This is a genomic window from Campylobacter novaezeelandiae, from assembly GCF_018968685.1.
GTDB lineage: Bacteria > Campylobacterota > Campylobacteria > Campylobacterales > Campylobacteraceae > Campylobacter_D > Campylobacter_D novaezeelandiae.
This window is the reverse complement of the sequence record NZ_CP076657.1, coordinates 1364544-1376888: the sequence shown is the minus strand read 5'-3', so window position 1 is coordinate 1376888 and position 12345 is coordinate 1364544. Positions and strand designations below refer to the sequence as shown.

At 25.3% G+C, this 12345-nt stretch carries 15 protein-coding genes; 11 read left to right on the top strand and 4 right to left on the bottom strand.

What is annotated here, in order from left to right:
- From CNZW441b_RS06995 to CNZW441b_RS06945, 11 genes are all read left to right on the top strand, one after another.
- A complete protein-coding gene (locus CNZW441b_RS06995; protein ID WP_187347522.1) occupies positions 1–576 on the top strand; it encodes a transformation system protein in 576 nt (191 codons plus the stop codon).
- A gap of 78 nt (positions 577–654) precedes the next feature.
- On the top strand, positions 655–2214 hold the full coding sequence (locus tag CNZW441b_RS06990) for a GspE/PulE family protein (RefSeq protein ID WP_131163135.1): 1560 nt from the start codon (positions 655–657) through the stop codon (positions 2212–2214).
- Positions 2211–3407, top strand: coding sequence for a type II secretion system F family protein (locus CNZW441b_RS06985; protein ID WP_131163126.1), 1197 nt, complete (start codon positions 2211–2213; stop codon positions 3405–3407). The genes CNZW441b_RS06990 and CNZW441b_RS06985 overlap by 4 nt, the downstream gene beginning before the upstream one ends.
- A gap of 44 nt (positions 3408–3451) precedes the next feature.
- A complete protein-coding gene (locus CNZW441b_RS06980) occupies positions 3452–4591 on the top strand; it encodes an aminotransferase class I/II-fold pyridoxal phosphate-dependent enzyme (RefSeq protein ID WP_131163127.1) in 1140 nt (379 codons plus the stop codon).
- Positions 4588–5199: a pimeloyl-ACP methyl esterase BioG family protein gene (locus CNZW441b_RS06975; protein WP_131163128.1), complete on the top strand. Its 612-nt coding sequence runs from the start codon at positions 4588–4590 to the stop codon at positions 5197–5199. The genes CNZW441b_RS06980 and CNZW441b_RS06975 overlap by 4 nt, the downstream gene beginning before the upstream one ends.
- Entirely contained in the window at positions 5196–5885 is a 690-nt protein-coding gene (locus CNZW441b_RS06970) for a methyltransferase domain-containing protein (protein WP_131163129.1), read from the top strand. The genes CNZW441b_RS06975 and CNZW441b_RS06970 overlap by 4 nt, the downstream gene beginning before the upstream one ends.
- Positions 5886–5932: 47 nt before the next feature.
- Positions 5933–6667, top strand: a complete 735-nt coding sequence (gene modA, locus CNZW441b_RS06965; RefSeq protein WP_131164086.1) for a molybdate ABC transporter substrate-binding protein — start codon at positions 5933–5935, stop codon at positions 6665–6667.
- Positions 6664–7056, top strand: a complete 393-nt coding sequence (locus CNZW441b_RS06960) for a TOBE domain-containing protein (RefSeq protein WP_131163137.1) — start codon at positions 6664–6666, stop codon at positions 7054–7056. Before modA ends, CNZW441b_RS06960 begins: the two co-directional genes overlap by 4 nt.
- The gene (gene modB / locus CNZW441b_RS06955; RefSeq protein WP_131163138.1) at positions 7057–7740 is read left to right on the top strand and encodes a molybdate ABC transporter permease subunit; all 684 of its coding nucleotides are present in this window, start codon (positions 7057–7059) and stop codon (positions 7738–7740) included.
- Positions 7737–8615, top strand: coding sequence for a sulfate/molybdate ABC transporter ATP-binding protein (locus tag CNZW441b_RS06950; protein WP_131163139.1), 879 nt, complete (start codon positions 7737–7739; stop codon positions 8613–8615). The genes modB and CNZW441b_RS06950 overlap by 4 nt, the downstream gene beginning before the upstream one ends.
- 343 nt (positions 8616–8958) lie before the next feature.
- Positions 8959–9741: a complement resistance protein TraT gene (locus CNZW441b_RS06945; RefSeq protein WP_131165700.1), complete on the top strand. Its 783-nt coding sequence runs from the start codon at positions 8959–8961 to the stop codon at positions 9739–9741.
- Here the strand turns inward: CNZW441b_RS06945 and blaOXA are convergent.
- Genes blaOXA through surE form a run of 4 tightly spaced genes read right to left on the bottom strand, consistent with a single transcriptional unit; the run spans position 9738 to position 12337 of the window.
- Entirely contained in the window at positions 9738–10481 is a 744-nt protein-coding gene (gene blaOXA, locus CNZW441b_RS06940) for a class D beta-lactamase (RefSeq protein ID WP_216681354.1), read from the bottom strand. The two genes, CNZW441b_RS06945 and blaOXA, sit on opposite strands and share 4 nt — an antisense overlap.
- Entirely contained in the window at positions 10481–10927 is a 447-nt protein-coding gene (locus CNZW441b_RS06935; protein WP_131163141.1) for a GNAT family N-acetyltransferase, read from the bottom strand. Before CNZW441b_RS06935 ends, blaOXA begins: the two co-directional genes overlap by 1 nt.
- Positions 10911–11567, bottom strand: coding sequence for a ThiF family adenylyltransferase (locus tag CNZW441b_RS06930; RefSeq protein WP_131163142.1), 657 nt, complete (start codon positions 11565–11567; stop codon positions 10911–10913). The genes CNZW441b_RS06935 and CNZW441b_RS06930 overlap by 17 nt, the downstream gene beginning before the upstream one ends.
- Complete coding sequence (gene surE, locus CNZW441b_RS06925; protein ID WP_131165698.1) at positions 11564–12337, bottom strand: 5'/3'-nucleotidase SurE; 774 nt, start codon at positions 12335–12337, stop codon at positions 11564–11566. The genes CNZW441b_RS06930 and surE overlap by 4 nt, the downstream gene beginning before the upstream one ends.
- Positions 12338–12345 lie beyond the last annotated feature (8 nt).

Here is a 12345-nt window from a genome sequence, read left to right as displayed (position 1 = left end):
ATGCAAGAGCGTGTAAAAAAACTTGAATTAGAATATAAAAAATTCTTGATTAGAAAATATGTAAAATATTTTTTTATTACAATGTTTTGTTTATTTTTGGTATTTTTTATATATTTTATTATTAATGAATTTCAAAAAAAAGAAGTCTTATTAAAACAAGCCTTAAAAGAAAAACAAGATTTGGTGTCAAAACTTCAAAAAGCTAAAATCCAAGAAGAAAAAAATAAAATTATTAAAGAAAGACTTCAAGAAGAAAATTTAAATCTTCTTGAAGCTAAGCAAAAATTGCAATTTGAAATTTCATCAGTGGTTTTTAACTCATCGGTTTTAAAAAATGAATTTTATAAATCTCCTAGCTTTGATAAGGCTTTACTTTTATCAAGATTATATTTTAAAGATAAAGATTATAAAAAGTCTATTTTTTGGTCTTTAAAGGCAAATGAGATGGATAAAAATCAAAAAGAACCTTGGTTTTTATTTATTAAGGCTAAAGAAGCTTTAGGTGAGCTTGATGAAGCAAAAAGGGCTTTAGAGACTTATAAATTTTATTATGATATAGAAATAGATAAATTTTAGGATTTATTATTGAAAAAGGAATTTTTAGAAAAATTAAAACAGTTGGGTTTTAAAGAGGAAAATTTAGATTTTAATAATATCAGATTTAAAGAGTTTTTATTTAATGCTTATATTAGTGATCAAGTTAGTATTGATGAGCTTTATTTGAATTTAAATATAGACTATAATGATTTTTTAAAGTCTTTGGCTTACTTTTATAATCTTGATTTCTTTGAATGGCAAGAATTTGATGATGAGCTTAAGGTGCCACTTCCTTGTGAAATTTTACTAAATTATCAAATTTTGCCTTTTAAAATGGATGATAAATATATTTATATAGCCTCTTTTAAGCCTTGTTCATTAGAAATTTTGGAAAAGATTCAAAGATTTTTTAAAGATAAATTTGTAAAAAATATTTTAGTAAATCATATTGAGTTAAAGGCTAAATTACAAAAATTTAAAGTTTTAGCCAGACTTCAAGAATTAAGTTTAAAATTAAAAGAAGAATTAGCTAATAATCTAAAAAAAGACGATAAAAGCTCTATCAATCAGATTTTTGATTTTTTAATCCACGAATCCATTAAATTTTGTGCTAGTGATATACATATAGAAGCAAGAGAAAAAGATGCTTTGATAAGATTTCGTATTGATGGTATGCTTAATTTTTTTTGTATTTTAGACAAAGAGATTTATCAAGCTTTAGTTTTTTATATTAAATTTTTAGCAAATTTAAATGTGGCGGAATTTAGAAAAGCGCAAGATGGAAATTTTGAATTTAAAATCGATAAAGAACATTATGATTTTAGAATTTCAACCCTTCCTTTAATGTATGGAGAAAGTGTTGTTATAAGGATTTTAAAACATGATTTAAATTTATTAAATCTAAACAAATTGGATTTTAATGAAAAAGATTTATCACTACTTCGTAAAAATATTCATTTTCCACATGGTATGATTTTGTTAACTGGACCTACAGGAAGTGGAAAAAGTACTACTTTGTATGCTTGTTTAAATGAAATAAAGTCTATACAAAAAAAGATAATTACTGTTGAAGACCCTATTGAATATAAAATGTCTCTTGTGCAGCAAATTTTATTAAATCCTAAAGCCGGACTTGATTTTAATAATGCTTTAAGATCTATTTTAAGACAAGATCCTGATGTTATTATGATAGGTGAAATTAGAGATGAGCAAAGTCTTGATATAGCTATTAAATCAGCCTTAACTGGACATTTGATTTTAAGTACCTTGCATACTAATAATGCCATTTCAACTCTTACTCGTTTGATAGATATGAATGTAAAACCTTATCTTTTAGCTTCTAGCTTAAATTTGATTATCGCTCAAAGATTGCTTAGAAAGCTTTGTCCTTATTGTAAAAAGCAAAGCTATAAAAAGTATAAAGAATTTGATGGTGTTTTTTATGAAAGCAAAGGTTGTGAGTTTTGTAATTATAGTGGATTTTTTGGAAGACAGATAATCGTTGAGGTTTTGGATATAAATGATGATATAAAAGAGCTTATAAGAACTCATAAAGGAGAAAAGCAAATTTTAGAGTATGCAAAAAATCATGGTTTTAAAAATATGTTTGAAAATGCTTTAGAAAAAGCTAAAGAAGGTTTTATAAGTTTAGATGAAATTGTAAGAGTTTTGGGATGAAAACTTATGAACTTAGTTTTTTAGAAAATGGAATAAAAGCAAAAAAAATAATTAAAGCTAAAAATCTAAATATGGCACAAGCTTTAGCTTTAAAACAGAATTTGAACATTTTAGAATTAACAGAAATTAAGAGAGAGAATTTTAGTTTTTTTAAAATTTCAAATGAAGATTTTGTTTTATTTTTTAAAGAATTTTCGTTTTTGCTAGAAGTAGGTTTGAGTGTTTTAGAAGCCTTAAAGGAACTTGAAAAAAGCACTTTTAAAAAAGAACTTAAAAAAACAATAAAAAAGATAGATGAAAATTTAAGTTTAGGACAGAGTTTAAGCGAGGCCTTTAAAAATTCTCGTTTTAATTTAAGTCATAGTGAATTAGCCCTTATAAAAATAGCTGAAAATACAGGAAAACTTTCTTATGTTTTTAATCAAATTGTTTTAATAAGACAAAAAACCATAAAAGCAAAAAAATCTTTTATAAAATCAATCAGATATCCTTTAATAGTGCTAGTATCTATTTTTATTTCTTTTATTTTTTTGATATTATTTGTTATTCCGCAATTTAAAAATTTATTTGATAATTTTAATATAGAACTTCCTTTAATTACCCAAATTTTACTTCAAACCTATGATTTTTTAAATTCTTATTTTTTTCTTATTTCAATTTTATTTTTATTGTTTGTATGTTTATTTGTATTTTGTTATAAAAAATTTTATTTTTTTACCTTGATAAGTGATTATTGTTTTTTGAAAATTCCAATTATTTCTAAGCTTATTTTATATTATCAAAGTTATCATTTTTTTAGTGTATTTTCTTTACTTTTAAAAAGTGGAATTTCTCTAAGCAAGGCTTTAGAATTTGCTATTTTTGGGATAAAAAATGAATTTTTTAAAAATAAATTGACTCAAATTTTATCTTTACTTGAGCAAGGTTTAGAGCTTAGTGAAGCTTTTAGAAGAACTAAAGTTTTTGACCCATTAGTTATTTCTATGCTAAATATTGCTATGAAAAGTTCTAAACTTGATATTTTAAGTGAGCAAATTTCTTTGTTTTATGAAGATAAGCAAGAAAGTATGATGGAAAAAATATTAAGTTTGATCGAGCCTTTGATGACTTTATTTGTAGCTTCTTTGGTGCTTTTATTGGCTTTAGGTATATTTTTACCTTTATGGGAATTTAATAGCACTTATGCTTTTTAGGAATCAAATAAGGTATAATTTAATTTTAAATTTTGAGGAATAAAATGCTTGATGATATCTTTGCCACTCTTAAACAAAATCATAATTTTAGGGCTTTACCTCATTTAAGACATGAGAATTGTTTTGTTTATAAAGAGGGTAAAAAACTTTTGAATTTAGCTTCAAATGATTATTTGGCTTTATCTTATGATAAAAATTTAAAAGAAGAATTTTTAAATAATTTAAAAGAAGAATATAAGTATTTTTCGAGTTCAAGCTCAAGAAGTTTAAGTGGAAATTTTGAAATTTATGATGAATTTGAGGAGTATTTAAAAATTCAATTTCAAGGATTTGAAGTTTTACATTTTAATAGTGGATATCATTTGAATTTATCTTGTATAACTGCTCTTGCAAGTATACCTAAGACACTTTTTTTAGCAGATAAATTTATTCATGCAAGTATGATAGATGGTCTTTTGCTTGGAAAGGCACATTTTTTTAGATTTAAACATAAAGATGTGAAAGCTTTAGAAAATTTAATACAAATTCATTATGATAAATATGACAATATTATTATTTTAAGCGAAGCTTTATTTAGTATGGATGGAGATTTTAGTGATTTTAAAGCTCTATGCGCTTTAAAAAAACGTTATAAAAAAATTAAGCTTTATATAGATGAAGCCCATAGTATAGGTTGTTTTAATGATGATGGCTTGGGGCTTATAAAATATTTAGGGCTTTATAAAGAGATAGATTTTTTAGTTTTTACTTTTGGCAAGGCTGTAGCTTCAGTGGGGGCATGTATTATAACCCATAAAGAATTTAAAGATTTTTTTATCAATAAAGCTAGGGCTTTTATTTATTCTACGGCTTTACCACCTATTAATGTAGCTTTTACCCTTTTTATTTTTCAAAAAATGAAAGAGTTTGAAGACAAAAGGCAGAAATTGCAAAATTTGGCCCATTTTTTTAAAGAGAAACTTATGCAAAAAAAATATGAAATTTTAGGAGATGCGTATATTGTTTCTTTAATTTTAAATGATAATCTTAAAGCTTTAGAATTTAGTCAAACTTTAGAAAATCAAGGTTTTTTTGCTCCTGCCATTAAAGAACCTACTGTTCCAAAAAATACCGCTAGAATTCGTTTTTCTTTACATGCGGGATTGGAGTTTGATGATATTGAAAGGATTGTAAATATCTTATGAAATATGAGTTTTTAAAGCAAAATTCGCATTCAAATGAGCTAATTTTATTTTTTGGTGGATTTGCTTCTCATCCTAGTCATTTTGAGCATTTAAAATCAAATAAAAATGTTTTAATGTGTTATGATTATGAGGATTTAAGTTTTAAATTTGATCTAAATACTTTTTGTAAAATTACTCTTATAGCTTTTTCTATGGGGGTTTGCGTTGCTTCAAAATTATTGAAAAATTATGAGTTTGATAAAAAAATTGCTATTAATGGCACTAATTTGGGCATAGATGAAACAAAAGGAATTCATCCTGTTATTTTTAATAAAAATATTAAAAAATTTAATTTAGAAAATTTTAAAAAATCTTTGTTTAAGGAAAAAATAAATTTAGCTAAAAATTTTATTTTTAAAGAAGAAAATTCTTTAAAAGAAGAGCTTAAAAAACTTTTAGAATTCGCTTTAAAACATAAAGAAGAAATTTTTATTTGGGATAAAATTTATTCAAGCATAGAAGATGATATTTTTCCACAAAATGCTTTAAAAAATAGTTTTCAAGAATTATTTTTTTTAAATGAGCCTCATTTTGCTTTCTTTCATTTTAAAACTTGGGATGAATTTTGAATTTTTTAAAAGCTAAAAATACCTACAAAAAAGAAGCCAAAGTGCAAGAGTTTATGGCCAATGAGCTTTGTTTGGAGCTTTTAAATTTAAAAAGAAAACATTTTCGTAAAGTATTTGAATTTGGTTGTGCTAGAGCAGAACTTAGTCAAAAACTTGAAAAAATTATCTCTTTTGATAAATATATTAAAAATGATATTTTAGATTATGGGGTTGATTTTGAGGTAGAAATTTTTGATATGAATCAAATTGCTTCTCATTCTTTAAGCGAGCAAAAATTTGATCTTATTATTTCTAATGCGACTTTGCAATGGCTTGATTTAAAACTTATTTTGCCAACTCTTGATAAAATGCTTGATGAAAAAGGCATTTTATTGCTTTCAACTTTTGGAAAAAAGAATTTAGAACAAATTTCACAAAGCACAGGATTTTCTTTAAAATACTATGGCGTATTGGAGTTAGAACAAATTTTTAAGAAGTATTTTATAAATGTTAAAATTAAAGAAGAATTTAAAACTTTAGAATTTAAAACTCCTTTAGAAGTTTTTAAACACTTAAAACTTAGCGGGGTAAATTCTTTGGGCTATCATTTTTTAGGAAAAAAATTTTTAAAAGAATTTGAGCAAAAATTTCATAATCGCTTAACCTATCACCCAATTTTTATTTTATGCAAAAAAGATATAAAATAAAAATTTTTATGTTAAAATCTTTTTATAAAATTTGTTAAAGGAAATTAATGATAAGAATTATTTTTTTAATTATTTTCTTTTATACTTTAAATTTAAATGCGGAAAAAATTAGCATATTTGTAGCATCAAGCGCCTCTAAGGCAATGAGTGAAATTAAAGAAGAGTTTTTAAAAAAATATCCAAATAATGAGATTGAACTTGTGTTTGGAGCTTCGGGTAAATATTATCAACTTTTAAAACAAGGTAGAGAGTTTGATTTGTTTTTTTCAGCTGATGAAAAATATGCATTAGAAATACAAAAAGATAATAATGCTTTAACTCCACCAAAAATTTATGCATTAGGGGTTGTTGTATTTTATTTTTTAAATGAAAATTTATTAAAAGATGGAATTCAAAATTTAAATAAAGAAAAAATTAAGCATTTAAGTATAGCCAATCCCAAATTGGCTCCTTATGGTGTAGCTTCAATTGAAATTCTTAAAAATCTTAATCTTTATGATGTTTTTAAGGATAAAATTATATTGGGTGATAATATTTCTCAACCTATAATGCATGTTGATAGTGGTGTAGCTGATATTGCTTTAGTAGCTTATTCTTTGGTTTTTAAAGATCCAAAAGGAAAAGTTGCTTTTATTGACAATAAACTTTATACCCCTTTAAAACAATCATTTGTAATCACAAAATATGCAAAAAATAAAGAACTTGCCTTTAAATTTAGTGATTTTGTGCTAAGCAATGAAGGGAAAATGATTATTAAAAAATATGGTTTTAATACTTTATGAATATTTTAAAAGGAAAGGTGCTTGATATTTTTCATCAAGATGATATTGTAATGATAAGAATTAATGTTAAGAATGAAATTTTTAGTGTTTTGATGCTTGATTTTAATTCTTTAGATCATCTAAGACCTAATTCTTATGTAGAATTACTTTTTAAAGAACATGAACTTTGTTTTGGGGAGTTAAATACTAAAATCAGCATAGAAAATACCTTTAAGGCAAAACTTATAAAAATTAAAAAAGGAGAAATTCTTTGGCATATATTTTTTGATTTTAAAGGCTTTTTGATCGGTTCTATTATCAGTGCTAAAAAGGCAAAAGAATTGAATTTAAACGAAGATGAAGAAAAGCTTTGTTTTGTAAAAGCAAATGATATAATTTTGAGAACTTAAATGCTTGATAATGATTTTTTACAAACTTTATGGCTTACTTTTAAATTAGCCTTTATTACAAGTTTTATTTTATTTTTTATAGGTATAGCTTTAGCCTATCTTTTTGTTTTTGTAAATTTTAAATTTAAAAGTATTTTCCAAGTTTTAGTTTCAATGCCCTTAATTTTGCCACCTAGTGTTTTAGGTTTTTATCTTTTGATTACTTTTTCTCCTAATAGTTTTTTGGGGAATTTTTTAAAAGAGTATTTTAATATTTCTTTGGTTTTTAGTTTTGAAGGGCTTGTTTTAGCTTCTGTGATTTTTTCTTTGCCTTTTATGGTTAATCCTTTGCAAAGTTCCTTTTCTTCGATAAATCCTAATTTAATCCTTGCTTCTTATACTTTGGGAAAAAATAAATTTATTACTTTTTTTAAAGTAATTTTGCCCAATTCAAAACTAGGAATTTTTACAGGTTTTATTATGTCTTTTGCTCATACTATAGGAGAATTTGGTGTTGTTATGATGATAGGGGGGCATAAAAAAGGAGAAACTTTAGTTGCAAGCATTGCTATTTATGATGAACTTGAAACATTAAATTATTCTTTAGCTCATCAATACGCTTTTACTTTATTTATCTTTTCTTTTTTAGTGCTTTTAAGCCTTTATTTTATCAATAAGAAATTTATATCACAGGTTAATTCATGATAAAAATTGATATCAAACATACAATCAAAACTTCTAAAAAAGATATTTGTTTAGAATTTAAAGCTGATATTAAAAAAGGAAGAGTGAGTGCTATTTTTGGAGAAAGTGGAGCTGGAAAGACAACTTTATTAAAGATTATATCAGGACTTATAAAGCCAGATTTTGGTTATTTGAAAGTAGATGATGAAATTTATTTTGATAGTGCCAGAAGTATTAATCTAGCTATACAAAAAAGAAAAATTGGTTTTATGTTTCAAGATTATGCTTTATTTCCTAATATGAATGTAAAAGAAAATCTTTGTTTTGCTACTAAAGATAAAGCAAGAGTTAATGAGCTCTTAGAGCTTATGAATTTAAAAGATTTTGAAAAATTTTATCCTAAGGAACTTTCAGGAGGACAAGCTCAAAGAGTGGCTTTAGCAAGGGCTTTGGCAATGAATCCTAAAATTTTACTTTTAGATGAGCCTTTGAGTGCATTGGATTTTAAAATGAGAGCTTTTTTGCAAGATGAACTTTGTAAAATTTTAAATCATTTTAAAATCACTACTTTATTGGTAAGTCATAACTTAGCTGAAATTTATAAGTTAAGTGATCAAATTTTAGAACTCAAAGAGGGTAAAATAGTAAAAAATATAAGTGCAAAAGATTTTTTTACCCATTCAAATATCAGTGCAAAATTGCGTTTAAGTGCCATTTTACTTGATATTAAAAAAAGTGATATTTTGGTTATTTTAACACTTTTGCTTAATAAAGATCTTATAAAAATAACTCTAAGTGAGGAAGAATTTTTAAAAGATTATAAAGATATTAAAATAGGTGATACATTGATACTTTCTATAAAAGCTTTTAATCCTATTATAGTTGGAAAAATTTAAGGTTTTATCAAAAAATTCTTTAGAAAGCTGATAAGAATAATTTATTTTTCATATTTCATAGTTTCTGTTTTTTGCAATGATTTGTATCTTTGATATAAATTAAAATTTTATTTTTTTAAATATCATTCTTATTTTAAAAAATAAAAAAAACTAATTAACATAGATTATTTCATTTAAATTAAAAAAGGCTTTTAGGACTATTTATTTTTTAAAGTAAAATTTTAGAAGAAAATCTGCATAAAATCATATAAAAACTCAAATCTTTTATAAAATAATTAATTTGAAAGTTTTATGAGTTATACTAAGAATAACACAAAAGCAAAATAATACCTTAAGGAAAGTAATGAAAATAAATAAATTTATTTTAAGGGCAGGATTAGGTGGTGTTTTAGCAGCAAGCTTATTAACAGGTTGTTTAACAACTACTTTGCAAACTAATGCAACAATGAGTCAAAGTATTTTTCTTGATCCTGTGGCTAAGGAAAAAAGAGTTGTATTTTTAAATATTAAAAATACAAGCGGACATGAGGTAAATTTAGAACCTAAATTAAGAAGTGCTTTAGAAGCTAAAGGATATAAAGTTATAGATGATCCTGATAAGGCAAATTATATTTTAAGCACTAATGTTTTATATTGCGATAAAAAACAAGAGAATAATGCTGTAGGCGGTGCTGTTGCAGGAGGTGCTACAGGTGTAGCAGTTAGTGGCTATAATGGTAGCGGTGCAGGAGGTATGGTTGCTGCAGGTGCTACAGGTGCTTTAGTAGGAGGACTTTTAGGAAAGCTTACTGAAGATACAATTTGGCAAATGCAAGTTGATATTAATATCAAGCAAAAAGCAGAAGGAAAAGTTTTAACTTCTAACGGTAATATTAGCGGACAAGCCAATGTAAAAGATTCTCAAAGCTCAGGCTTTTTAAACAGTTTTGGTGGAAATGTTCAAAGCGATAAAGTAGGACATTTAAATTCAAATCAAATCAACAACACGCAACAAACCTATGAAGCTAAATATATAGAAAAAAATACTATTATTTTTGCAGAAGCTGTAAAAACAGGACTTAAACTTCCTGAAGCTACACCAATTTTAGAAGATAAAATTGCAAATCAAATTGCAGGGTTATTTTAGTTTGATATGATTGCTAGATATTTTTCTAGCAATTCTTCTCTTATTTTAAGATCTTTAAAATCTTTTATATCAACATTTAAGGCAAAAGAGTAAATTTGTTTTTTTGTTTTTATAAAACCTACTATCCAAGCTATATTTTGTTTATTATTAAAACCTGTTTTTCCATAAAGGGAAAAGTTATTATCTTCTTTTAGTTTTATAATATTTATCAATTCTTTTTGTATTGTTTTAGGATAAGCAAGTTTTAAATTAGCTAGTTCAAAAAGTAAGATAGCTTGTTCTTTTGCACTAATTTTTAAAGAATTATCTAGCCAAAAGCTATCAATTTTAGAGATTTTTTTATTGCCATAATTTAATATATTTAGATTTTCTTGCATTCTTTTAATGCCTATTTTTCTAGCAAGCTCTTTAAAAGCTATCACTTGAGAGCGTTTCATGGCAGAACTTAAATTCGCATCGTTTGCCCAAGATTTTAAAAAAACTTTTTCACCTTTATAATGATAAAAAATTTCTTTTGTGTCTTTAACAATCCCTAAATTTAGAGCAATTAAGGCATTAAAAATTTTAAAAGTTGAAGCAGGGGAGAAAGCTTCATTGGCTCTTTTAAAATCATTGCTAAAAAAATTTTTGCCATCATAAATTATAAAAACCCCGCTTGTGTTTTGTTCTTTAAAAAAATCAGGTAAATCTTCTGCTTTTAAAAAAACAAAAAATAAAAGTGTAAGCCATATTTTTGACATTAAATTTCCTTTTTCATTAAAAAATTTTTTAAAATTTGATCATTTCTTTTGACTTCGTTTTCTCTTACAATTTTAAAGCCATTTTTTAAGAAAAAATCTTTAGCACTTAAAGATGCAAAAGTATAAATTTCTTTATGTATATAATTTTTTAAAGCAAAATTAAGTAAATTTCGCGCCAAACCTTGTCTAGTAAAATTAGGATGAGTAAAGAGCAAATCAAGCATCTTATAATCACTCATTATACCTATAAAACTTACAATTTTATCTTCTTTTTTGCAAACAAAAATTTCATTGTTTTTAAATTTTTCTTCCCATTTTTCTTTATCAATTTTAAGCCATGCGTTAATTTGCTCTTGTGTATAGTCTTTTATACAAAGTATTTTAACACTTTGCTTAAAAAGCATTATGCAAGAATTTAAATCTTTAATATCAGCTTTTTTTATCAAGTACTTTTCTTAAAGCTAAGCTTGCTAATGCCAAACCAAATGAAGCGGTCACCCCCATAAAAGAACCAAGATCTTTGCAATTAGGATTTTCATCTGAAAAAACTACTTCAAAATTTCCTTTAAAACCAGACTTTCTAAGCTCATAACGGAATTTTTTAGCCAGTGCGTCTCCGTGTGTTTTAAAAATGCTTGCTGTTTTAATGCGTGTTGGATCAAGTTTTCTAGCTCCTCCTGTAGAAGAAATAAATATTTGATTTTTAAAATTTATAGCATTAGCCAAAGCAACTTTAGCAGGTATATCATCAATAGCATCAATAATAAGATCAAATTTACTTAAATCAAAATTTTTCAAAAAAGTATGATCAATTTTTGTAACTATGCCTTTAGCATTATAAATTCTTTCAAAAACTTTTGCTTTGTATTCATCTATAAATTCGCTATGAAGTTGGCGATTTTGATTGGTGATTTCAAATTTATCAGCATCAATTAAAGTAAGATCGCTAAAACCAGTGCGAAAAAGAGCATCAACACATATGCCTCCTACTCCACCAAGTCCACAAACTAAAACTTTTATTTTAGAAAGTTGATTAAACTTTTCTTCTTTTAAAAGCCATTTTATACGTGTAAATCTATCATTCATTTTTTTCCTTTAAGCCATTTTTTAGTATTTTTCAATTTTTTATATGCTGTAAGATCAAGCATTATTGGAGTAATGGTTGCATAGCCTTGTTTTAAAAGAACTATATCGCTATTTTTTTCTTTTTCATGTTTTAAATTAGCACTTGCAAGCCAAAAATATTTTATTCCCCTAGGATTTGTATTAGAATGAGCTTTGTAAGTGTAAACTCTTTTTCCTGCTTTACAAATTTTTATACCTTTAAATTCAGTTTTTGAAGAAGGAAAATTTACATTTAAAAATTCTTTTTTATCTAATGGAAAACCTTTATCAAAAATGGTTTTTATGAGTTTTTTAGTTATTTTTAAAGCATTTTTATAATCAAGTTTTTCATTTTTTTTATAAAACTGCGAAAGTGCTATAGCTGGAATTCCTTGTAAGACTGCTTCCATAGCTCCTGCACAAGTTCCAGAATAAGTAATATCTTCTCCTACATTAGCCCCTTTATTTATCCCGCTAATTACAAGATCAGGCAATCTTTTTTTATATAAAGTATGAAGTGCTAAATAAATACAATCAGCAGGAGTGCCATCATCAAGCTTATAAAATCTTTTTTTAATCTTAACAAAGCGAAGAGGTTTTGTAAGGGTAATGGAGTGAGCACAAGCAGATTTTTCGCAAGAAGGTGCGACTATGGTAATTTTGGCTTTAAATTCTTTTTTAAGCATTTTTATAAGTTTTTTTAAACCTTCGCTTTCGTAACCATCATCATTGGTTATTAAAATTCTTTTCATTAAAATAA

Bases quoted from the DNA above. Each gene is read 5' to 3' on its own strand.
- CNZW441b_RS06995 (WP_187347522.1), top strand. From the start codon at position 1: ATGCAAGAGCGTGTAAAAAAACTTGAATTAGAATATAAAAAATTCTTG.
- CNZW441b_RS06985 (WP_131163126.1), top strand. From the start codon at position 2,211: ATGAAAACTTATGAACTTAGTTTTTTAGAAAATGGAATAAAAGCAAAA.
- CNZW441b_RS06980 (WP_131163127.1), top strand. From the start codon at position 3,452: ATGCTTGATGATATCTTTGCCACTCTTAAACAAAATCATAATTTTAGG.
- CNZW441b_RS06975 (WP_131163128.1), top strand. From the start codon at position 4,588: ATGAAATATGAGTTTTTAAAGCAAAATTCGCATTCAAATGAGCTAATT.
- modA (WP_131164086.1), top strand. From the start codon at position 5,933: ATGATAAGAATTATTTTTTTAATTATTTTCTTTTATACTTTAAATTTA.
- CNZW441b_RS06960 (WP_131163137.1), top strand. From the start codon at position 6,664: ATGAATATTTTAAAAGGAAAGGTGCTTGATATTTTTCATCAAGATGAT.
- modB (WP_131163138.1), top strand. From the start codon at position 7,057: ATGCTTGATAATGATTTTTTACAAACTTTATGGCTTACTTTTAAATTA.
- CNZW441b_RS06950 (WP_131163139.1), top strand. From the start codon at position 7,737: ATGATAAAAATTGATATCAAACATACAATCAAAACTTCTAAAAAAGAT.
- CNZW441b_RS06945 (WP_131165700.1), top strand. From the start codon at position 8,959: ATGAAAATAAATAAATTTATTTTAAGGGCAGGATTAGGTGGTGTTTTA.
- blaOXA (WP_216681354.1), bottom strand. From the start codon at position 10,481: ATGTCAAAAATATGGCTTACACTTTTATTTTTTGTTTTTTTAAAAGCA.
- CNZW441b_RS06930 (WP_131163142.1), bottom strand. From the start codon at position 11,567: ATGAATGATAGATTTACACGTATAAAATGGCTTTTAAAAGAAGAAAAG.
- surE (WP_131165698.1), bottom strand. From the start codon at position 12,337: ATGAAAAGAATTTTAATAACCAATGATGATGGTTACGAAAGCGAAGGT.